This window comes from Virgibacillus ainsalahensis (assembly GCF_055380755.1).
The window spans coordinates 2,577,672-2,600,421 of the sequence record NZ_AP043943.1 but is presented as its reverse complement, the minus strand read 5'-3'; the positions used below and the strand labels follow the sequence as shown (position 1 = coordinate 2,600,421).

Annotated in this window: 23 protein-coding genes and 1 other RNA gene; 21 read left to right on the top strand and 3 right to left on the bottom strand. The window is 41.2% G+C overall.

Going from position 1 to position 22,750, the window contains the following annotated elements; genetic code table 11:
• Positions 1 to 806: 806 nt before the first annotated feature.
• Positions 807 to 1,922, bottom strand: coding sequence for an IS110 family RNA-guided transposase (locus ACZ427_RS12680; RefSeq protein ID WP_461178918.1), 1,116 nt, complete (start codon positions 1,920 to 1,922; stop codon positions 807 to 809).
• Between the two features lie 506 nt (positions 1,923 to 2,428).
• Positions 2,429 to 3,406 (bottom strand): 2-hydroxyacid dehydrogenase, encoded by a 978-nt coding sequence (locus tag ACZ427_RS12675; RefSeq protein ID WP_461178917.1) that lies wholly within the window; start codon positions 3,404 to 3,406, stop codon positions 2,429 to 2,431.
• Between the two features lie 230 nt (positions 3,407 to 3,636).
• Here ACZ427_RS12675 and ACZ427_RS12670 point away from each other — a divergent pair, with 230 nt between their 5' ends.
• The 13 genes from ACZ427_RS12670 (at position 3,637) to ACZ427_RS12610 (ending at position 16,536) form a co-directional block, all read left to right on the top strand.
• A complete protein-coding gene (locus ACZ427_RS12670; protein WP_461178916.1) occupies positions 3,637 to 4,293 on the top strand; it encodes a GntR family transcriptional regulator in 657 nt (218 codons plus the stop codon).
• A 29-nt stretch (positions 4,294 to 4,322) separates the two neighbouring features.
• Positions 4,323 to 5,675: a 4-aminobutyrate--2-oxoglutarate transaminase gene (gabT, locus tag ACZ427_RS12665; protein WP_461178915.1), complete on the top strand. Its 1,353-nt coding sequence runs from the start codon at positions 4,323 to 4,325 to the stop codon at positions 5,673 to 5,675.
• Positions 5,676 to 5,699: 24 nt separating this feature from the next.
• Complete coding sequence (locus ACZ427_RS12660) at positions 5,700 to 7,130, top strand: NAD-dependent succinate-semialdehyde dehydrogenase (RefSeq protein ID WP_461178914.1); 1,431 nt, start codon at positions 5,700 to 5,702, stop codon at positions 7,128 to 7,130.
• A gap of 117 nt (positions 7,131 to 7,247) precedes the next feature.
• The gene (locus tag ACZ427_RS12655) at positions 7,248 to 8,453 is read left to right on the top strand and encodes a M20 metallopeptidase family protein (RefSeq protein WP_461178962.1); all 1,206 of its coding nucleotides are present in this window, start codon (positions 7,248 to 7,250) and stop codon (positions 8,451 to 8,453) included.
• 89 nt (positions 8,454 to 8,542) lie between these two features.
• Complete coding sequence (locus ACZ427_RS12650) at positions 8,543 to 9,544, top strand: threonine/serine dehydratase (protein ID WP_461178913.1); 1,002 nt, start codon at positions 8,543 to 8,545, stop codon at positions 9,542 to 9,544.
• A gap of 73 nt (positions 9,545 to 9,617) precedes the next feature.
• Positions 9,618 to 10,466: a D-amino-acid transaminase gene (dat, locus tag ACZ427_RS12645; RefSeq protein ID WP_461178912.1), complete on the top strand. Its 849-nt coding sequence runs from the start codon at positions 9,618 to 9,620 to the stop codon at positions 10,464 to 10,466.
• Between the two features lie 303 nt (positions 10,467 to 10,769).
• Positions 10,770 to 11,903 (top strand): alanine racemase, encoded by a 1,134-nt coding sequence (gene alr / locus ACZ427_RS12640; protein WP_461178911.1) that lies wholly within the window; start codon positions 10,770 to 10,772, stop codon positions 11,901 to 11,903.
• A 28-nt stretch (positions 11,904 to 11,931) separates the two neighbouring features.
• Positions 11,932 to 13,008 (top strand): tartrate dehydrogenase, encoded by a 1,077-nt coding sequence (locus tag ACZ427_RS12635; RefSeq protein WP_461178910.1) that lies wholly within the window; start codon positions 11,932 to 11,934, stop codon positions 13,006 to 13,008.
• 663 nt (positions 13,009 to 13,671) lie between these two features.
• Complete coding sequence (locus ACZ427_RS12630; RefSeq protein ID WP_461178909.1) at positions 13,672 to 14,283, top strand: 3'-5' exonuclease; 612 nt, start codon at positions 13,672 to 13,674, stop codon at positions 14,281 to 14,283.
• A 20-nt stretch (positions 14,284 to 14,303) separates the two neighbouring features.
• Positions 14,304 to 14,522: a YdbC family protein gene (locus ACZ427_RS12625; protein WP_461178908.1), complete on the top strand. Its 219-nt coding sequence runs from the start codon at positions 14,304 to 14,306 to the stop codon at positions 14,520 to 14,522.
• Between the two features lie 33 nt (positions 14,523 to 14,555).
• Positions 14,556 to 15,545 carry a signal peptide peptidase SppA gene (sppA, locus tag ACZ427_RS12620; RefSeq protein WP_461178907.1) on the top strand — a complete coding sequence of 330 codons (990 nt, stop codon included), beginning with the start codon at positions 14,556 to 14,558 and terminating at the stop codon, positions 15,543 to 15,545.
• Between the two features lie 15 nt (positions 15,546 to 15,560).
• A complete protein-coding gene (locus ACZ427_RS12615; protein ID WP_461178906.1) occupies positions 15,561 to 16,031 on the top strand; it encodes an RDD family protein in 471 nt (156 codons plus the stop codon).
• Positions 16,032 to 16,113: 82 nt separating this feature from the next.
• Positions 16,114 to 16,536 (top strand): DUF1801 domain-containing protein, encoded by a 423-nt coding sequence (locus ACZ427_RS12610; RefSeq protein ID WP_461178905.1) that lies wholly within the window; start codon positions 16,114 to 16,116, stop codon positions 16,534 to 16,536.
• 2 nt (positions 16,537 to 16,538) lie between these two features.
• Here ACZ427_RS12610 and ACZ427_RS12605 read toward each other — a convergent pair whose 3' ends face one another.
• A complete protein-coding gene (locus tag ACZ427_RS12605; RefSeq protein WP_461178904.1) occupies positions 16,539 to 16,700 on the bottom strand; it encodes a hypothetical protein in 162 nt (53 codons plus the stop codon).
• A gap of 237 nt (positions 16,701 to 16,937) precedes the next feature.
• Between ACZ427_RS12605 and ACZ427_RS12600 the strand changes: the two genes are divergently transcribed.
• The 8 genes from ACZ427_RS12600 to ACZ427_RS12565 all read left to right on the top strand — a co-directional run bounded on the left by ACZ427_RS12600 (position 16,938) and on the right by ACZ427_RS12565 (position 22,748).
• Positions 16,938 to 18,542 (top strand): acyl-CoA synthetase, encoded by a 1,605-nt coding sequence (locus ACZ427_RS12600; RefSeq protein ID WP_461178903.1) that lies wholly within the window; start codon positions 16,938 to 16,940, stop codon positions 18,540 to 18,542.
• Between the two features lie 148 nt (positions 18,543 to 18,690).
• Positions 18,691 to 18,831: a small, acid-soluble spore protein L gene (gene sspL, locus ACZ427_RS12595; protein WP_461178902.1), complete on the top strand. Its 141-nt coding sequence runs from the start codon at positions 18,691 to 18,693 to the stop codon at positions 18,829 to 18,831.
• 57 nt (positions 18,832 to 18,888) lie between these two features.
• On the top strand, positions 18,889 to 19,092 hold the full coding sequence (locus ACZ427_RS12590) for a sporulation protein (RefSeq protein WP_464883439.1): 204 nt from the start codon (positions 18,889 to 18,891) through the stop codon (positions 19,090 to 19,092).
• A gap of 61 nt (positions 19,093 to 19,153) precedes the next feature.
• Positions 19,154 to 19,340, top strand: a non-coding RNA gene (gene ssrS, locus ACZ427_RS12585) — 6S RNA.
• A 291-nt stretch (positions 19,341 to 19,631) separates the two neighbouring features.
• Positions 19,632 to 20,597: a phosphotransferase gene (locus ACZ427_RS12580; RefSeq protein ID WP_461178900.1), complete on the top strand. Its 966-nt coding sequence runs from the start codon at positions 19,632 to 19,634 to the stop codon at positions 20,595 to 20,597.
• Between the two features lie 12 nt (positions 20,598 to 20,609).
• Positions 20,610 to 21,011, top strand: coding sequence for a hypothetical protein (locus tag ACZ427_RS12575; protein WP_461178899.1), 402 nt, complete (start codon positions 20,610 to 20,612; stop codon positions 21,009 to 21,011).
• A gap of 87 nt (positions 21,012 to 21,098) precedes the next feature.
• Positions 21,099 to 21,659 (top strand): sugar O-acetyltransferase, encoded by a 561-nt coding sequence (locus tag ACZ427_RS12570; RefSeq protein WP_461178898.1) that lies wholly within the window; start codon positions 21,099 to 21,101, stop codon positions 21,657 to 21,659.
• Positions 21,660 to 21,770: 111 nt separating this feature from the next.
• A complete protein-coding gene (locus ACZ427_RS12565; RefSeq protein ID WP_464883438.1) occupies positions 21,771 to 22,748 on the top strand; it encodes a DUF4349 domain-containing protein in 978 nt (325 codons plus the stop codon).
• Positions 22,749 to 22,750: the final 2 nt, after the last annotated feature.

The following is a 22,750-nucleotide window of genomic DNA, read 5'->3' as shown; positions in this document are numbered from 1 at the left end:
TTTCGTACTCTTTAACGTCGCAGTTGATATAAAAGATGAAGTAACTGCTATGTTGATTTCCGCTGCGGACCGTTGCTTTCCGCGGGCAACGCTTCAGCTTCCTCGGAAGCAAAACCACTTCCTGCGGGATCTTCAGCTGTTGCTTTTCCCGCAGGAGTCAACAGTCCTCCGCTCCAATCAACTATCTTAAGAGTGCATGGCTATTACGTGACTTAAATCAAATAATAAATACGATAAGTTGCAGTGCACAATCCAGCGAAGGAAATACACGGAGACTGATATGAACGAAACTGTCAAGGCCTCACCCACCAAATATTTGAATGTACTTTTTTGGGCAACCTTAATCGAAGGGTCTAAATTTGGCCCTTGTTCAGTAAATAATATTCCATAAACAAAAATGTACAAACTATCATCATCTTCTTAGCTTGCCAACCTCTCCTCCTATATCTAATGGATTGTCAAGTGCTCTCCTTGACGAGCCATTAGATATAGGAGATACTTATGCAAAACTAAGAAGAATGGAAGTTTCTCCTTTCTTCTTAAATTATCAAGGAGAGAAATACACGGCATGAAGGCAAAAATCTCTGCTCCGGTTAAGAGACTGATATCCGTGGGTTCTCACATTTTATCTTTCCGTCTAAGGATCTGTCACGAACTCCTGGCGTGCGTTCACCAATGGTTGGCTAGCACAAGTCTCCGTCGTGCATTATCCTTTACGGTTTTTATCTTTGCCTCCAAGCCCTATATTCCTTTCCTTTTTCTTTCATCCTGCAGCTTGCTTTCGAATCGTTTGGTTTTATACTAACTTAATGCGCTTGAGATTCAGTATCCGGTTCATTGGCTATGGCCCAAATGAATCCTGCCAGTTCTCTTGCAACGGCCGTAATCGCTTTTCCGCTTTCCTTCCCACGTCCTAATAGACGGAAATATTTTTTGTGCAGGCGGTTTTGTGCTTTCCACGAAATACTCAAGATATTCGTTGGCTGTCCTTTTTGTCTCTTTTTTAGCTCACCCTTTACGGCAGGCCGGTACCGATAGCTCCATGCAGCCTCTATTAATAATTTCCGTACATGTCGATTCCCTGTCTTGGTGATATTACCTAATCTGCGTAAGTCACCGCTGGAACTTTCACTTGGGACCAGTCCATTGTAGGCCATAAATTGGTTAGGCGTTTGAAACCGTGCAAATGACATGATTTCCGCAACCAAACTAGTAGCTGTAATGACTGCCACGCCTCGTAAAGTCATGAGTTTTTGAATCATTGGGGCATGGACGCCTTCGTTGGCTTGTTCTTTAATTTCCTGTTCCAACACTTTCAATCGTTGCTGACATTCCTTTAACTGCTGTAAATATTCTTGATAGGTCACCATCGAAGCAGATCGTTTAAATGTTACTTGATCAAGCCAATCCCAATACTTTACCGTCCATTTTTTAGTACCTTTAGGTGGTCTAATCTCTTTTCTAAGAAGAAATTTGGTCAGTCTTTGTTTGGCTCTTAATTCATCTTCCTTTACATCTTCACGTGCTCGAACTAAGTCGCGCAAAGCCTCATCATCTTCTGTTGGTATATAGATAGATGTTAACTCTCCCGAACGATAAAGCGTTGCTAGGTTCAAGGCATCGCGCTTGTCAGTCTTAACACGATTACCAGGTTTCTGAGGGATTAACGACGGTGCTACCACTTCACATACAATATCCATACTCTTCAGGAGACGATAAAGTCCATACCCAGTTGGTCCAGCCTCATAACAAAATTGAAGTTGTTCCGGTTCCCCTAATTTTTTTATTAATTTCCTGATTGCCTCAACTGTATAAGGGATCATTCCAATATACCTTGCCTTTGAACGCCCTTCTTCCGCAACAGCCACAGCAATTTTTTCCTTTGATACATCTAAACCTACATACTTTGTGTTATAATTCATCATACTAGCTCCTTTCGTATTATAGCTCTGATTTGGGTTTTGTACTTTACTGCACTATACCCGAATTAACCTACGATATTACGATCAAGGGGCTAGTTTCGTTCATGATAACTCCAGCGGGAAAGCGAAGACGCCTGAGACCCCACAGCGAGCGTTCTTTGCGAGCGAGGAGGCTCAGCGCGAGCCCGCGGAAAGCGTAGTGTATTTTCCGTAGCGGGTACAAGCACCAACCATAATTTCAAGTTACGTCGTCTTTTATATCTTTTGTGTCAAAAGCAGTCCCAGATCTTTTGATGGGGCGAGTAATCGCAGTTTAGAGACCAGCCTTCTGGTTAAATTAGCTGTTTTCATCATAGATGGTGTGGCATGTTATACGCCGCCATGGTGGTTTCTTAACTGCCAAGTAAAAGGCAGCCTTTAACAGCTGCCTTATTTAAAAATGAAAAAATTTCTGCTACATAAATAAAACGATGGTTTACTGTTAGAAACTTGATAAGCCAAATTTTCTATTTCCGAAAAACATCGGGGTTAATTAAATTTGGCGGTTGTTTACCATCTAACCCTGCTTTCATGTTTTCTGCGGCAAGTGCTGACATTTTCAGTTCGGTTTCATGTGTGGAAGAGCCGATATGCGGGAGTGTTACTACATTATCCATTTTCAGGAGCGGATTATCTGTGTCAGTTGGCTCTTTTTCAAATACATCCACGCCAGCTGCTGCGATTTCCTTGTTTTTAAGTGCTTCAATTAAATCCTGCTCTACAACTGTTTTTCCTCTGGATCCATTTATAAAAATAGCCGATTTTTTCATTAACTCGAATTCCCTTTTGCCAATTAGACCTTCTGTTTCTGGAGTTAATGGTGTCATTAGACAAACATAGTCGGATTTGGTAAGTAATTCATCAAGGTCACTATATGCTGCCTCATATTTTTTTTCTGCATCGTACTTTCGGGACCTTGTGTGATATAAAATTTTCATATCAAAACCAAAATGAGCGCGTTGTGCAATCGCCTGACCGATTGTCCCCATGCCAATAATGCCGAGCGTCTTGTGATGGACATCCGTGCCATACTGCTCCGGTTGCAGTGACTCGATCCATTGCCCGCTTTTTACCATATGATCCAATTCCGGTATTCGTCTCGCGGTAGAGATAAGAATACCGAAGATCGCATCAGCAACCGTATCAGTTAGCACTCCCGGTGTATTGGTTGCCATAATGTTGCGTTTACTTAGCTGCTCAATATCCATATTGTTGTAACCGACAGAGACATTACTTACAATTTTTAAGTGTGGAGCCCGCTCGAGTAATCCTTTATTCACGTCCAGGCCTAAACCGATAATCCCCTCTGTTTCGCTTAAATAATCCAGGAACTCCGGGTCACTGGTTGGGTCTATATTTTTAAAAAAATTTACATCATAATTTTTCTGTAAATCCTCGAGTACAGGCTTTTCCAGTCGTTCATATGCAATGATTTTTTTCTTCACCTATCATCATCCCCTTTTCTAATCATCGTAACTACTCCAAAAGTAGCCGTAATTTACAAAGAAGTCAACATTAAAAATATATAATTTTAAATTATTAAAATACTTATTGACAGAAATAATTAGGTGATTTATGATGGGGTTAAATAATTGCCGACAATCGACAATGATCATTGGGGTTTTAATTTTTCACTGCAACAGTGGAATTCATTATAGGAAAAGGAGCTTAATACATGAATGAGGACAGGACTATTGTGCAGAAGCCATTAAGTCAGCTGATTGCGGAACAATTAAAACAGCGAATCTGGAATAGGGAGGTTCAGTTTGGCGAGCGGTTACTTGAAAGTGAACTCGCAGAAATGTTTGATGTAAGTCGGAGCACACTCCGGGAAGCATTGAAAACCCTTGAACAGGAAGGGTTGGTGATAAGCAAAGCGCGTAGAGGAACTTATGTTGTTGACTTTTCTGAAGAAGATCTGGCCGAAATTATTGAATTGCGAACATTAATTGAGGCACATGCCTTTATTGATGCATTGCCCGGACTGGAGGAAAAAGATTTTGAAGAGCTTGAAGGGATAATCAGTCAAATGAAGAAGGATGGGAACAGGGGAAATTGGAATGCACTGTTCGATCTTGATATGCAATTCCATGGCTATATCGTCAGCCGTTGTGGAAATTCAAGAATCACCAAAATCTATGATTCTATACAAGTACAAATTAGAGCCTATCTGGTGCATCTGGACAAATATTATTCCAGCTATCAGTCGTTTTACGAGGAGCATAAACAATTACTCGATGCTTTAATGACAAAAGATGCCCAAACCGTGAAAGAACGTGTTACACACCATATTGCCTATGTGGAGGAGAAATTTCTTGGTGTGAATGCATAAATATCATGAAAATTGGGAGGTCGCGTAAAATGAATAAAAAGTTTGCAAATGTACAAACAAAATTACCTGGACCAAAGGCAAAGGAACTGCTTGATAGAAGAAAGAATATTGTACCGGATGCAGTCAGCTATGGCATTCCGACATTTGTGAAATCAGCAAAAGGAGCCATGCTTCATGATGTTGACGGGAACAGTTTTATCGATTTCGCTGGCGCAATCGGTACAATAAACGCCGGGCATAGTCACGAGACAGTAACAGATGCCTTGCATGATCAGATAGATCGCTATATTCATACGGGCTTCAATGTCATGATGTATGACCCGTATATTGAACTGGCGGAAAAAGTTGCGGAACTGGCACCAGGCAAATTTGATAAAAAAGTGATGTTTCTAAACAGTGGCGCCGAAGCAGTGGAAAACGCAGTGAAAATGGCCCGTAAGCATACAAAGCGTCAGGCGATTGTTTCATTTTCCGGAGGTTTTCATGGGCGCACACTTATGACGATGTCTTTAACAGGAAAAGTGAAACCGTTTAAATATGAATATGGTCCATTTGCCCCGGAGGTTTACCATGCGGCCTACCCTTATCACTATCGCAGGCCTGAGACCATGAGTGAAGCTGAATATAGTGAATTTCTATTAAATGAACTGGAAAGATTTTTCATCAGTGAGGTTGCTCCGGATCAGGTTGCTGCTGTGATAATGGAACCTGTGCAAGGTGAAAGTGGGTTCATTATCCCTGATAAGGCCTTTGTGCAGGGAGTCCATGCATTATGTAAAAAGTATGGCATGCTGTTTATCGCAGATGAAATACAGACAGGGTTTGGACGGACAGGAAAGTATTTTGCAATGGAACACTTTGGAATTGAACCTGATCTCATCACCATTTCCAAATCTATGGCTGCCGGATTACCAATCAGTGGTGTCATTGGCCGAAAAGAAATATTGGACGCAGCCGGCGGAGGTGAATTAGGTGGAACCTATTGCGGAAGTCCGCTTGGGTGCCGTGCAGGACTCGCAGTTTTGGATGTAATGGAAAAAGAGAAGATAAATGACCGGGCAGTTGTAATTGGGCAGCAGGTTATGGAAAAATTCCGCAAATTGTATGATCGTTTTGAAGTAATCGGAGATGTAAGAGGAATCGGAGCAATGTGTGCAATGGAATTTGTTGAAGATCGAGAAAGTAAGACACCGGATAAAACAATAACAGATAAAGTATTCAAAGAAGCACATCGACGTGGTCTTGTTTCACTTAAAGCTGGTGTTTATGACAATGTCATCCGATTGTTGATGCCGCTAGTTATTACCGATGAACAGCTCCAGGAAGGCTTGGAAATATTGGAAGAATCCATCGAAGCAGTTCTAACTGTAAGTGCTAAATAGAAAACCAGGGAGGTGCAAGGCTTTATGAAGCAGTATTTAATGAATATAAACGGGTTGCCTGTTGGTGAACATCTGGACACTTTCAAGGTTGTGAACCCTGCTAATAACGAAGTAATTGGAACGGCCCCAATCGGTGGTGAAAAAGAAGCCACAGAGGCCATTGAGGCAGCCCATGAAGCTTTTGGGGGATGGTCCGGGTTAACGGCTTACGAGCGAGCTGGATATCTGCAGCGGCTTCACAAGCTTATGTTAGATAATCAGGAAGAAATGGCACAAATTATGACACGTGAAATGGGAAAACCAATCAATGAGTCAAGAGGAGAAGTGAAGTATGCCGCTTCTTTCATTGAATGGTTTGCAGAAGAAGGAAAACGCGTCTACGGAGAAACAATTCCTGCACATTTAAGTGGTAAGCGCCTGCAGGTATGGAAGAAACCGATTGGAGTAGTTGCAGCGATAACGCCGTGGAATTTCCCTGCAGCAATGTTAACCCGTAAAATGGGGCCTGCACTGGCAGCTGGTTGTACAATTGTGATGAAACCATCCAGTGACAGTCCATTGACTGCAATTAAATTGATGGAGCTATGTGAAGAGGCTGGCTTTCCGAAAGGTGTCGTCAATTTGGTAACAGGATCTTCCTCCAAAATTGGCAAAGCCATCATGGAAAATGAAAAAGTTCGAAAAATTACGTTTACCGGTTCCACCGAAGTCGGAAAAACATTAATCCGACAAAGTGCGGATCAGGTGAAAAATCTATCACTTGAACTTGGCGGCCATGCTCCGCTGATTGTTCTTGACGATGCGAATGTGGATGTGGCGGTGAAAGGTGTAATGGCCTCCAAATTCCGAAATACCGGTCAGACATGTATTTGTGCCAACCGTGTGTATGTTCAGGAAGGTGTTTATGATGAATTTATTCAAAAGTTTTCCAAAGCGGTTGAGGAATTAAAAGTAGGAAATGGTGCCGATGACTCGGTGGATATTGGCCCATTAATTAATCAAGCTGGACTTGAAAAGGTACAGAATCATGTGGAGGATGCAGTAAATAAAGGTGCCTCCATTGTGACAGGAGGAAATTCGATCACGAAAAATGGCGGTGTATTCTATGAGCCAACTGTAATCGGCGATGTGGATCCTTCCATGGTGATGATGCAGGATGAAACGTTTGGCCCTGTTGCGCCGATACAAAAAGTAAAAACAGAAGCTGAAGCTATTAAACTGGCAAATGATACAGTCTATGGTTTGGCTGCCTATATTTTTACAGAAAATGTTGCCAGAGGTACTCAATTAATCGAGAAACTGGACTTTGGTATTGTCGGCTGGAATGATGGCGCTCCGTCCGCTGCCCAAGTTCCTTTTGGAGGAATGAAGGAAAGCGGTATCGGCAGAGAAGGTGGACATTATGGCATTGAGGCATTTCTTGAGACACAATATGTTTCTATTGGAATGGAATAATTGTTGGAAAGGCAGTTTGAAAAAGTCTAAAACTTTCTTAATAATAAGCTCAGGTTAAGGCTTGACGAAAAGCAAAGTTTTAAAAAATCCTGACGGTGTGAAGGGGTGATCATCTTGGTGAATCAAAATAAATCATTCCGTGATAAGGCAGAAGCAATCGAGTCCCAGTTGTCACAATGGCGGCGTGAGCTTCATGCAAATCCGGAGTTAAGCTTTCAGGAAATGGAAACGTCACAGATGGTTGCCCGAATTCTTAATCAAATTCCTGATATGGATGTAATGACAGGGGCAGGGTATCCAACAGCGATAGTTGGAACCCTGTCTTCAGGAGAAGGCCCGACTTTTGCTATTCGGGCAGATATGGATGCTCTTCCGATTCAGGAAGAGAATATGCATAATTACCGGTCTGTCCTTCCAGGTGTGATGCACGCCTGTGGACATGACGCTCACACAGCAATTTTATTAGGAGCTGCACATGTATTAGGGGAAGGTTTTCAGAATGGGGAATTGAAAGGAACCGTGAAATTCCTGTTTCAGCCTGCAGAGGAGCGGGTCGACGAGCATGGTTTGAGTGGCGCTCAATATATGATTCAAGCAGGGGTGCTTGATGATGTGGATGCGGTTACCGCACTTCATATGAGCCCGGAAAATCCACTGGGCGAGATAAAGGTTCACGATGGTTACAGTATGGCGAATGTGGATGTATTTGAAGCGGCAATTTATGGGGCTGGGGGGCACGGGGCATATCCGCATCTGGGAACAGATCCTGTTTGGATGCTTGCTTCGGTACTGCAGGCATTATATGGAATTACCGGGAGAACTGTCTCCCCACTGGACCCGGCAGTTCTCAGTGTCGGATCCATTCAAGGAGGGGCCGCCAGTAATGTCATTCCATCTGAAATACAAGTAAAGGGTACCATCCGCAGCTATAATCCCACCGTTCGCAAAAGTATACTTGCTCAGTTAGACAACGCTTTTTCCATGGTAAAGGCACTGGGAGGAAATTATGAATTAACAATCATACCGGAAGACCCCTCCCTTAAAAATGATAGCGTAGTCAATCAATTCATCAAGCATTCCATTCATGAACTCTACCCTCAATTTACTGTACTGGAGGTTCCATTTGGGATGGGGGGAGAGGATTTTGCCCATATGACACGGAAAGTGCCTGGTTCCATGTTTTTTCTAGGATGCAAGGTATTAGATGGTCAGGACAGAAGCTTGCATACACCGACTTTTGATATCGATGAAAAAAGCCTGTCTGCAGGGACAGCAATTCTCGCAGAAACTACAAGGCTTTTTTTAGAAGGAAGGAAAGTATAAGACTTTTCTTCCTCAGAAGTCGAAGAAATTACGATCATTCAAGTTATCGAAACGAAATCGTTAAGCTTCCAAATAAAGGGTGTGACAAAATGGCCGAAAGGAAGTATAGCGAAGAATCCCTTCAAGCTGTAACAGTAAAGGATGTTGAAAAAGCCCGTGAACGAATTGCTCCATTCGTAAAAAAATCACCACTCATTTATTCGTCTGCACTGTCTGAATTTGCTGGAACAGCAGTTCACTTAAAACTGGAAAATCTTAACCCGAGCGGTTCATTTAAAATTAGAGGTGCAGCAAATAAACTATTGTGTTTAACACCTGAAGAAAAAAGTCTTGGTGTGACAACATTTTCTACAGGCAATTTTGGCATGAGTGTAGCCTATCTAGCCAGGAAACTTGGTATCAGAGCTGTTGTCTGTATTTCTAAAAGGGTTCCAAAAGTAAAAGTGAAGCCGATTCAACAGTTGGGTGCAGAAATTGAGGTTGTAGGTGAATCACAGGATGACGCGCAAGCTCGTTGTTATCAGTTAGAAAAAGAAGAAGGCCTCACTGTGATTCATCCATTTGATGATCCATCTGTGATTGCCGGGCAGGGTACAATCGGTCTGGAACTGCTGGATGATTTACCTGAAGTGGATACCGTGATAGGAGGACTCTCTGGTGGTGGGATGCATTCCGGATTGGGGGTTGCTTTAAAGTATACAAATCCTGAGCTTCAACTTCTAGGGGTCTCAACCGCCCGTGGTGCAACCATGTATGAAAGTATCAAAAAAGGACGCCCTGTAGTCATTAAGGAACAGGATACACTGGCGGATAGCCTGCTAGGAGGTGTGGGTGAAGACAATCAATATACGTTTGAGATGGTACAGCACTATGTGAATGAAATTGTATTATTAGAAGAAGATGAAATCGCTGAAGGCATGAATTTCATGCTGGAAAACCACCGAATGGTAATTGAAGGTGCGGCTGCATCTGGAATCGGTGCGATTTTGAATCAAAAAGCTCATTTAGGTTCCAGTGTCGTCATTATCATCAGCGGATGCAGTGTCGATACCTCCGTTATTTTGAATATAGCCCATCGTAATCAAAAGTGAGGAACATTTAACCGATCTAAAGAGCATAGACTTGGTAATAGATAACACTTGTGAGCCGGGGAGGTTTTTTACGATGAATAAAATGTTGTTTAATAATCAAATTGTGGAAAGGGAAAACGTGGTTAATATAGAGGATCGCGGCTATCAATTTGGTGATGGTATCTATGAAGTTATCGGTATTTATGACAGGAAGCCGTTTATGATGGATGAACATCTCGAACGGTTGCAAAGAAGCGCAAATGAAATCCAAATGAAACTTCCGTATCTGCTGAATGATTTAAAAAGTAAACTGGAAGAATTAGCAGTGGCTAATAATGTAGAAGAAGGGATTATTTATTTGCAGATATCAAGGGGAGCTGGTCCCAGATGGCATGAATTTCCCAAAGCGGATGTATCCCCGGTACTTGTCGCATATACGAGGTCGGAAGAACGAATGACGGAAGTTGAGGATAAGGGAGCTACAGCTGTTCTTACGGAGGATATCCGTTGGCTGCGCTGTGATATTAAGTCACTGAACTTGCTTCCGAACGTGCTTGCTAAACAAAAAGCTGTCGAACATGATGCGGTCGAGGCAATCCTCCACAGAGGTGATATCGTAACAGAGGCCAGTGCTTCTAATGTCTTTATCGTGCGGGGAGGGGAGCTCTATACCCATCCGGCGAACAATTATATTCTCAATGGTATTACTCGACAAAAAATCCTTCAGCTTTGTGAGGAAATGGGGGTAACTGTAAACGAAAAGGCTTTTACTGTTGATGAAATGCTACACGCTGACGAAGTATTTGTTACAGCAACAAAATCAGACATCATCCCAATCTTGAAAATTGACAATCACATAATTGGGTCAGGTAATCCGGGCACATTGACGTTACGTATTCTCGAAGCGTTTCGCTCACTTATTCGTGAATTGGCAAGTACCTGATTTGATTCCCTGGACAGTAGGCAGAAATCCTTTTTTAGCAGTTAAGAAACCAACATGGCGGCGTATAGCATGCCACCACCATCTATTATGAAAACAGCTAATTTAACCAGAAGGCTGTTTCCTAAAAGACTTGGGACTGCGATTACTCGTCCCATCGAAAAGACTTGGGACTGCGATTACTCGTCCCATCAAAGAGACCAAGCAAAAGCCAAGTTTTCTAACTTTAAAATATGATCTGATCCAGACTAAGATACACGCCTGAAGCTTTGTTTTAAAAAAGTCAGACGTACTGGGGGTTTTTTGATGTTTCAATCTCTAACGTTATCATCTTACCATCCAACCACCGCAGAAATAGATCTTCGTGCTTTTCATGAGAATATCAGAAACATGAAACAAATTGTGAATAAAAGCATGTTTATGGCAGTAATTAAGACAAATGCCTATGGTCATGGGATTGTGCCAATTGGGAGAGAAGCGATAAAAGCGGGAGCAGATCGCCTTGGAGTAACAACGGTAGAAGAAGGTGCCCTACTTCGCGAAAATGGAGTAGACGTTCCGATTCATATCCTGAGTTCAATTACCCCGGAACAGGCTGCGGATATTGTGAATTATGAACTAACCGTATCGATATCCTCTCAACAGTTGGCGAAAGCGATAAGCAAAGTTGCTTTAGATCAACATCAAACAATTCCTGTACATCTGAAAATAGACACCGGTTTGCACCGCTTTGGATTTTCGCCGGCTGAAGCGATTGAATTTTGCGAAGCCTATTACAGCCTCCCGGGTCTTTACTGGGAGGGTGTTTATACCCATTTTTCAAATGCAGACGAAGGGGATTGGAAGATGACAGAGCAGCAGTTTACGTCATTCATGAACACGGTAGAGACATTGCAAACCCTTGGATTCTCCTTTTCTATTAGACATGTGGGTGGTTCTACCATCGCGATAGAGAGATCTGATATGCATTTAGAAATGGTAAGACCGGGAATTGCGTTATTTGGTTACCATCCTGCACAGCGACAACGAAAAATCATTGCATTAAAACCTGTGATGGAGTTAAAATCAAAACTGACACAAGTTCGCGAACTTCCCCCGAATACACCGATCGGATATGGGGGCAGTTATGTAACAAAAGCACATGAAAATATAGCAATTGTTCCAATTGGAAATGGTGACGGCTACAGCAGGTTATTATCAAATAAAGGGGAGATGCTGGTCAAAGGAAAGCGGGCGAAAATTGTTGGAACGATTTCTCTGGATCAGACTATGATTGATGTCACGAACATCCCGGATGTGAAGCAGGGAGATGAAGTTGTTTTGATGGGGAAACAAGGATCAGAGGAAATTTCCGCTTATGAAATCGCCGATTGGATGGATAGTATTGTAGATGAAGTAGTATCCAGTTTAACGGAGAGGATTTGGCGGATGTATGTCTAAATTATTTATTTGAATTCAGGAGGCCACAATGAAAACATTCAATATAGCACTTATACCAGGGGATGGAATTGGCCCAGAAGTGGTATTAGAAGGAGTAAAAGTTTTAAAAGCAATTGAACAACTGGACCCGGATTTAACCTTCACCTTTACGGAATTTCCATGGGGGTGTGAATATTACTTGCAACATGGCACGATGATGGAGGAATATGGAATCGAACAACTAAAAGCATTTGATGCGATTTACTTGGGTGCTGTAGGTTATCCGGGCGTACCTGATCACATTTCATTAAGGGATCTCCTTTTGAAGATAAGGAAGGGTTTCGATCAGTATGTCAATCTCAGGCCTGTAACACTCCTGAATCCATCCTTAACCCCATTGAAGGAGAAGAAGGAAGATGAGATTGACTTTCTTGTCATCCGTGAAAACAGTGAAGGCGAATATGCAGGGGCGGGAGAATGGCTATATAAAGGAAAACCCGAGGAAGTCGTGTTACAATCTGGAGTATTTTCCCGCAAAGGTACCGAAAGAATTATCCGTTATGCCTATGAAGAGGCACGAAAATCAAACAGGACATTAACAAGTGTAAGTAAAGGTAACGCGCTCAATTATTCGATGGTGTTCTGGGATGAGGTTTTTGAAGAAGTAGGGAAAGATTATCCTGACGTGGAAACGTATTCTTATTTGGTAGATGCAGCCAGTCTATACTTTGTTGCAGAGCCGGAACGCTTTGAAGTTGTCGTCACATCAAATCTTTTTGGTGATATTTTAACAGACATAGGTGCAGCAATTACAGGAGGGATGGGGCTTGCGACAGGAGCAAATGTGAATCCCGAAAAAAACTTCCCATCCATGTTCGAGCCTGTACATGGGTCCGCGCCCGATATTGCTGGAAAAGGAGCTGCTAACCCGATTGCGGCGATTTGGTCTGTCAGTCAGATGCTGGATTTTTTTGGGGAAGAAGAATGGGGGAGGGCGGTTCTTTCTACGATTAAAGAAATGCTGAAAGAACCCCAACTCCTAACCGCAGATCTGGGAGGAAATGCTTCCACCAGCGATGTCGGCGACCAGTTTGTTGAATTGCTCCGAACACATAATGTTACTTAAAGAGCCAATACAAAGGTATTTGGTTCTTTTTTTCTGTCTCTATAAAATACTGGCAGACTCGAAGGAAATACATGCTTATATACATGCATTAATGTTATGATAATACATACTGGAAAACTTACATTTCTTTTTAAATAGGTGTTTTCTAAAAAGTTTGAGGACTGCGATTACTCGTCCCATCAAAAAGATATTGACATAATAGATATAAAATCCGACGTAACTGCGGGTTGATTTCCGCTGCGGACCGTTGCGCACCTTAGGGCACGGCTTCAGCCTCCTCGAGAAACCCACTCTGCGGGGTCTTCAGACACGTGCTGTTCCCGCTGGAGTCAACGGTCCGCAGCGAAAATCAACTATCTTAAAAGTGCATAACTATTACGTGACTTAAATCAAACAATAAATAAATGCGATAAGTTGCAGTGCACAATCCAGCGAAGGAAATACACGAAGACTCCAGCTTAGAAAGCGAAGACGTTGAGACCCCACAGCGAGCGAGGAGGCTCAGCGCGAGCCCGCGGAAAGCGTAGTGTATTTCCGCAGCGGGGAAAAGCATCGGCCTCATTTCAAGTTATGTGGTCTTTTATATCAACGGTGACGTTACAAGCAATTAAATTTACGAAAAGATTTTAAAAATATAAGAAACTTAGGAGATGTTTAATACGTATGGACTTTGTGTCTATTGATTTTGAGACAGCCAATGAAAAACGTTTCAGCCCATGTGCGATTGGTGTTGTTGTTGCGAATGAACATGAGATTTTAGATGAATATTACAGTTTAATCAATCCGCTTATGAGCTTCAGCTCCTTTAATACACGGATTCATGGCATTACAGAGCAGGATGTCGCCGATGCACCAACTTTTGCGGAGTTTTGGCCTGTGCTGGACAGGTATCTAGCAGGGAATCTCGTGATTGCGCATAATGCTAGTTTTGACATGAGTGTTATCAGGCAAACGCTGGACCATTTTAATTTATCCTATCCTGAAATGGACTACCTTTGTACGGCAAATATTTCAAAAAAGGTATGGCCCGGTCTGATAAATCATAAACTGAATACGGTAGCTGATCACCATCGCATCACGTTTGACCATCACCATGCATTGGAGGATGCACGGGTCGCTGCGAAAATCTTCATGCAAGCAATAGAAGAATACCAAACAGAATCATTGGATCTTTTTTTGGAAAAATGCAGGATGAGAAAGGGAAGAATTTACGATCGTGGTTATGTACCACCGAAAGAAAAGCGGAAAAAACAAAGCAGGAAGATTTATTTTTAACTTGTTAAGGAGGAAAGATGATGGCTGAATTAAAGTATGAAATCATCGAAACTGTTGGGGTGCTGTCTGAATCGCCAAAAGGCTGGACGAAAGAATTGAATTTAGTCAGCTGGAACGGCCGGGATCCTAAGTATGATTTAAGGGATTGGGCGCCGGATAAGGAGAAAATGGGAAAAGGAGTGACATTGACTGAAGAAGAGGTGAAGCAGCTTAAAACCATTTTACATGAAATGAAGTAAATATAGGGTAAAACATTAAAGGAGGATATACATATGAACAGTAAGCGTTGGATCGCGCTTGTCATTGCGGTCGTATTATTTGTCGTTTCTATCGGCTTTCAAGCAGTTTCAAGTATTTTTACTTCTAATTTTAATGAGATGTTAAATTTCCAGGAAAATCCATTTGAAGAAAAAGTGGTGGAAGAAGGATCGGCGACCAATAAAATTGCTGTACTCAATCTGGATGGTGTTATTCAGGATACTACTACAGGTGCATTTAGCACAGGGGCATATAATCATGAACGGTTTTTAGAAATGATTGAAGAAGCAGGAAAAGACCGCAATGTCAGCGGAATTATATTACGCGTTAACACACCTGGTGGAGGTGTTGTTGAGAGTGCGGAAATCCATGATAAGATTGTAGAGGTTCAGGAAGAATATGAAAAACCTGTGTACATATCGATGGGGAACACCGCAGCCTCAGGTGGTTATTACATCGCAGCACCTGCTAATAAAATTGTTGCACATCCGGCAACACTCACTGGTTCCATTGGTGTAATTATGGAAAGTATCAATTTCGCGGAATTTGCGGATGACTTGGGTGTTGATTTTAACACAATTACGAGCGGAGAATTTAAAGATATTATGTCAGCATCCCGTGAAATGACGGATGAGGAGCGTGATATCCTGCAGACGATGATTGATGATATGTATGGCGACTTTGTTGATGTAATTGCCGAGGGCCGTGAAATGAGCGAAGACCGTGTGAGAGAACTTGGAGACGGCCGGGTTTATACAGGCAGTCAGGCGCATGAACTTGATCTTGTAGACGAATTAGGATCACTCGATGATACGATTGCGTTTATGAAGGAAGACTACGATCTCGGTAATGCTCAGGTTGTTGAATACAAGAGTGGCATAGGATTTACGCTTCTGGGTAGCAGTATGAAGAACATGTTTGATAATAATACAGAACTAAATGGAGTTGTTGAGCTCCTGAGGCAGTCAAACGCACCGCGTGCAATGTATTTATATTCGGAATAAGGAGGATAAAGAGGCATGAATGAAGAACAGGTTGAATATCAGATAACTGATGCAACAGCCAGCACAAGAAGATATGCTGGGTTCTGGATGCGCTTTTGGGCATACCTGGTTGATCTGATTATTGTCTTTAGTGTAAACGGCATCCTGCTTAGTCCGTTGAAATTTATCAATGACGGTGTGGCTATAGATGTTGGTTATTGGACATTAACAGGAATTTTTGGTTCGATTATCTTCTATCTGTATTTTTTGCTGATGACAAGATTTTTTCGGCAGACGTTGGGTAAAATGATTTTTGGGCTGAAAGTAATCCGGAATGATGATCAGCCATTACAATGGAGTGATCTGCTTTTTAGAGAAGTTGTTGGCAGATTTCTACATCGCGTTCTGGCTATCCTGGCAGTTCTCTATTTGGTTGTTGCATTTACATCACAAAAACAGGGGATTCATGACATGATTGCAAATACAAGGGTTATACATGTGAATTAATCTAGAATCAGGATTTCCTGCATTGATGAGCGGGAAATCCTGATTTATATAATGATGTGCTTAACTACAAGGAGGGATTGTAATGTACGAGTTGAAGACAAAAGAGAACAACAACAGTGTCACCGAGTTTATCGAACGTGTTGAAAGTCCTAAAAAACGGGAAGATGCATACAAACTATTGGATATATTTACGGAAACGACAGGCTACCCTGCAAAGATGTGGGGCCCGAGTATGATTGGGTTCGGTTCCTACCATTATAAATATAAATCCGGTCATGAAGGGGATGCGATGCTCGTTGGTTTTTCACCACGGAAGGCAAAAATCAGTCTGTATTTTGCGACAGGTGATGATAAACGGGGGGAATTATTAAAGGACTTTGGAAAACATACGACAGGTAAAGCATGTGTCTACATTAACAAAGTGGCCGATATTGATGTAGATATTTTAAAAGCATTAATCAACCAGTCTGTGGCATTTTTGCAAGAAACCTATCCCGATAGTTAAAATCAGCCCTGTCTCTTTTCTACAAACAGCAGGATAAATGTTGCTAATGGGCCAATAACTAAAGATAGCAGAAACCAATTAAGGCCGGTTCTATTTTTCCCTTGCGCCAGACCGGCGTTGATAAGAGCCAATGTCCCCCAACCAACGAAATACTCATTATTCATCTGATCAGCCCCTCCATTCCTATCGTTACTTTCCTAACTGCCGAACAAAAAACGCTCGTCTGAGGTGTCTTCGGGCTGTTCTTTTTCCATAGGAGTTTCGCATTTTTTAAGCAGTATAGAATACAGCCTACGGTAGATAAATGATAACATATCCTTGCTTAAAAAAGTAAACTAAATTAAACTAAAATAGAGAATATTCAGCATGGACATCATCAAATTCATTTGAGGAGTGGGGATATGAACACTGAAGCAAATGTACATGATGGACTTAAAAAATTGTTGAATCGTGCAAATAGGAATACACTGGGGGATCTACTGGCCCGCACGAGGGACCGAATGCCGGAAAAGTTTGCAATCGCTTACAATGATTTACGACTGAATTACAGAGAACTGGATAATCTGGTGAATCAAACGGCGCATGGATTTCTGGCTGATGGGATGAAAAAGGGCGATATGATAACGGTAATGTCTAAAAACAGTTTGGATTTTGTAGTGGTTAACTTTGCTTTGGCACGTATTGGTGCTGTAATGATTCCAATAAATTATATGTTGGCAGCTGAAGATGTAAACTATATTTTGGAACATGCGGAAGTTAGCGGGTTTATTGCATCGGAGGAATATTTCTCAGTTCTGGATCAGTCAGCAGGAAGATTGGAAATCAAACATCGTTATGTAATGGATTGTCCACCTTCATACGAATGTAAACTGGCCGGCTGGATTCCTTTGTCAAAGGCTCGTGAAGATCAGTCAACCGAATTTATTGATGCTCAAATCAGTGATGACGATCTTGCCCATGTACTGTATACAAGTGGAACAGAATCAAGGCCTAAAGGGGTTATGCTTTCCCACAAAAGTTTAATCAGTGAATACGTGAGCAGTATCGTGGATGGAAAAATGGAAGCGGATGACGTGGCAATACACGCCTTGCCACTTTACCATAGTGCGCAATTGCATGTATTTTTAGGGCCGAGTGTGTACCTGGGTCAAACTGGAATTATCCTTGGTGCAGCTACACCGGAACTTATCCTGGAAACGATTGAAAAAGAAAAAGCCACACAATTATTTTGTCCACCGACAGTTTGGATTGGACTGCTCCGCCATCCTGATTTTGATAAACGTGATTTATCTTCACTGGAAAAATGTTATTATGGTGCAGCAATTATGCCCCGGGAAGTTTTAAAAGAATTATCGGAGCGGCTGCCAAATGCCAGGTTTTGGAACTTTTATGGTCAAACGGAAGTGGCTCCACTCGCTACAGCATTGCAGCCGGAGGATCAACTGCGAAAGCTTGGATCAGCAGGAGTTCCTACACTGAATGTTCAAACAAAAATTGTTGACGAAAACGATCAGGAAGTGCCATGTGGAGAAACCGGTGAAATAGTCCATCGTACTCCCCATGCAATGAAAGGATATTTGCATGATCCAGATAAAACGGCTGAAGCGTTTCGCGGAGGATGGTTCCACAGTGGGGATTTGGGTGTGATGGATGAAGATGGCTATATTACGATTGTGGACCGGAAAAAAGATATGATTAATACTGGCGGTGTCAACGTCTCAAGCAGGGAAGTGGAAGAAACCATTTACCAGCTTGATGGTGTATCGGAAGTAGCTGTGATCAGCATTCCTGATGCTTATTGGATTGAAGCTGTGACAGCAATTGTTGTCCTAAAGGATGGCGTATTGCTGACGGAAGAGAAAGTGATTGAATTTTGTAAAGAGAAGCTTTCGAAATTTAAAGTGCCAAAATATATTGATTTTACTGATGAATTGCCAAAAAATCCGAGTGGAAAGGTATTGAAACGGACGTTGAGAGATCGGTATGAAGGGCTTGGAGCTAAATAGCTGAAAAAGAGCGCTGCATTTGGGCAGTGCTTTTTTAGTTGAGGGAACTTAGCCGGAAAAAAGGAAGTTCGCCGGAAAATAACACAAGTGAAACGTGCAAGCATATAATTCAGCATTCTTCACACACTATTTATTGGAGGTGTTTCCAATGGCTAAAAAGAAGGACAATTGGAACAAAAAAAGAAATGATTCTACAATAAACCCACAAGGCTTATCAGAGGATACAGCTGATCAGCAACCAAAGTCACAACTTGAACAACGTGCGAAAAAGAAGAATACAAAGATCTAGAAGGTGAATCCAATCGATTATACATTGAATTACCTGCGAGAATCGTTGTCCAATTATATGGATAATGAAATGTGCCAGCAAATTGTAAAGAAGATGGAAGCGAATCATTATGTAAATGAAAAATATTTTGTAAGAGACTTGGGTGAAGAAGAAATGACCTATTTAAATGATGTGCTGGAAAATGAGCTGAGCTATGCTAAAGATGTTCAGGATGATATCAGGGTGAAAGAACTTACGGAAGTATACGAATTATTATTTTAATTAGCTAATCTTAGGATAAATTTCCCATTGCAATTTTTCAGTAATAGGTATATTATAAATATACAAGCTGCAATGTACGTATTAAATTAAGTTTTAACCTCTAACAGATGAATAGGGAGTTTTACATCGAAATTGAAATGTCGAGCCGTCATTATGTAGCGGAAGACAGGAAAGTTTCTGCAAACACCCACTTGGAGAAGTGGTGGTTTAAAACTTTTTATTAAGCATACGGCAATTGTGGCCTGTAACCTATACAAATAATTGGGGTCAGTTCCTTAAGGGAACTGACCCTTTTGTGTATACAGGTATAAGAAAATCTTTTGGTTTCTTATATACATTTCCTATTTTCATTATCGAAAATTGGGTGGTACGATATAAAATATAGGTAACTGGTTTTACATTTCGTTTGTAGACTACGATTACTCATATGACAGCATGAATATGTTAACCTGTGATTTTCTTACAGTAATTAAAAGCAGGGAAATATCGATTTTTGACGAATCAATATAGTAAGGAACATTTGCAGCATGGAGGACAAAATGGTCATAAATATAAAACATACATTAATTGATGAAACATCTATCATAGAATTATTAGATGGATATAGGCTTGGGCCGATTACCCGGTGCAGCTTTTTGACAAGAGGATTAAATGATACCTATATTATTACCACACCAAGGAAAAATTATATTTTTAGGGTTTATCGTAATGGTTGGAGAAATAAGGAAGCTATCCAATTCGAACTGGATGCACTTCTTTATTTGAACAAAAGCAGTTTTCCTGCTTCCAAGCCAATTGTCAAAGACGATGGGACATATGTATGTGATATCCATGCACCGGAAGGATTGCGTTATGGTGTATTGTTTACCTTTTCAGAAGGGGAAAGGCCCGTTATTAATAGTGAAAATTCCAAATTGATTGGTGCTTCCCTTAGTAAGCTACATAATTTGACAGCTGATTTTCATTCCGTTCATGATCGGGGGTTTGAACTGAATCTGGATCATATATTGGATAAACCTCTGGAATCCATTGCACCAGTGATACATCATTTCTTTGGACGTGAAATAGAGGGGGATATTATAGAAATAGCTGAAAATGTGAAGACAGAGTTGAACAATAAAGAACTCGAAGTCGGCTTTTGCCATGGGGATTTCCATAACCGCAACATGCATATTCATAATGGAAAATTAGAAGTGTTTGATTTTGATTGTTCAGCAATCGGCTACCGGGCATATGATGTCGCGGTGACTTGGTGGAATCTGCTTACAAACTATGGTCAGCAAGAGGAAGAACATTGGGATGCCTTTTTAAATGGCTATAGGATGCATCGCCGCTTGGCAAAAGATGATGCTGACAGCTTGCCACTATTTATTACGGCAAGAAGATTTTGGCTACTTGGTATGATGCTGCAAAATGAAGATGTTTGGGGAACGAACTGGATAGATAAACAGTACCTGGAGCTTTTTATTTTGCAGGTGAAAACGGATAGGATACGGAAAATGTAAGAGGTGGAAAATGTGGAGACATTACCAAATTGGTTCTGGATTTTATTTAGCTTATTTTTGTTTATCACATTGATAAGCGCTATATACAGCAGTTTTCGGGCGCAGTTGATCTATTGGTCTTATGCAACAATTATAATATCACTTTTGGTACCTGTAATGGGAATAATATTCAGCGCACAGCGGACAAGGGACTTGAATGAATGGGAATATTTCATTTCCCGACTTGGAGACGGGGATGTGTGGGCTGTATTTATTAGCCTGTTGTTGCTATATTTAGCAGTTTGGTGGTACGTATTCCTGAAAGATGACAAATATATTATTTTACTTATTAGAAAGTTACGGGATAATGAGAAAATAAAGGGGAAAATAAAACAAATTAGAGCGAAACTGTTTCCTAAGAGGAAAGATGAATGATTGCAACTATAAAATGGAACGTGAAGAATGAAAATAAACTACCTGAAAAGTAGAATGATTTCCGACATCAAGAATAGGAGAAATTAAATGAAAACAGAGAAACAAAAAATGATAAGTGGTGAGCTGTATAATCCAGCTGATAAGGAATTACAAGCAGAACAGACCTATGCTAAAAAACTGACCCGGTTATATAATCAGACACTTGAGACAGATTTTGAAAAGCGCATGAATCTTTTAACAGAGCTTTTTGGCACTGTGGGTGAGAATATAACGATCGAGCCATCTTTTCGATGTGATTATGGTTATAACATCCATGTAGGAGAGAATTTTTTTGTTAATTTCAATTCTGTCTTTTTGGATGTTTGTGAAATTAGAATTGGAGACAACTGTTTTATTGCTCCAGGAGTACATATATATACGGCAACGCATCCATTGAACCCTTTGGAACGTATTTCCGGGGTTGAATTTGGAAAACCAGTTACAATCGGTGATAATGTTTGGATAGGCGGCGGGTCCATCATTAACCCAGGTGTGACAATTGGAGATAATGTTGTTATCGGATCCGGTTCCGTAGTAACAAAAGATGTACCGGATAATAACCTAGTTGCCGGAAACCCTGCAAAAATCATCAAAAAAATAGAAGATTAGAAGTGATATAACCTCTTCTGGGACAAAAGAAAAAGTTTTCTTCAAGTACGTAACCTTTTTCAGTAATTACCGTCTACCTTTATAAGGAATAAGAGTTGATTTTTAGCTAATTTGGATAATTTATCCGAGGAAGTTGAAAAGGACGGGGGCGGTAAAATGAAAAAAGGTTTTGTTGTCATGATTTTGTTTGCTATTGCGCTTCTAATAGCAGCTTGCAGCAATGAAGGCGGAAAAAATGAAGTCAATATGGACCAAGCTGAATTTAGTACAGAAGAACAGACAACAGAGGAAAGCAGCCATACAGACTCCGTTGCAAATGATGCAACAACAGAGGAAAATGATGGGGCTCAAAATGAGAATAGAACAATCCAGGAAGCAGAAGATGGCCAGGAGAATCGAAAAATAATTTATACCGCGAATCTTCGTATTGAAGTAAAGGATTTTCAGAAAGCGTTGGATGAGATTCAGACTGAGACTTCCAATCACGGCGGTTACATTGTGGAATCCAATATGCGTGGAGAGTCTGAAAGTGAATCAATGAATGGACAGATAACTGCCCGAATCCCGCAAGAGTCGTTTCAGGAATTTGTTCAGTTCGTGGAAGAAGGCAGCGGTAGCGTATTGGAAAGTTCTGTTTCTGGGCAGGATGTGACAGAAGAATATGTCGATTTGCAATCCCGTTTAAGTTCCAAAGAGGTCGTGGAAGAACGATTACTTTCTTTTATGAAGCAGGCAGAGGAAACGGAAGATTTATTAGCAATTTCCGATGACCTGGCAACTGTTCAAGGAGAGATTGAGGAAATAACAGGGCGAATGAATTATCTGCAAAACAAAACCGATCTGGCGACAGTAACAATCCATGTTCAAGAAAACAATGTAACAATTTCCGGAATGAGTGAAGATGATTTAAATACTTGGGAACGAACGAAGCAGCAATTCATGAAAAGTATTAACATGCTTCTTTCCACATTTTCGGGATTTTTCGTTTTTGTAATCGGCAACCTGCCTGTTATCCTTCTATTGGGCCTCATCGGAGCGCTCGCATTATTGATTATCAGAAAAAGAAATCGAACAGGACAAAAAGACTAGCA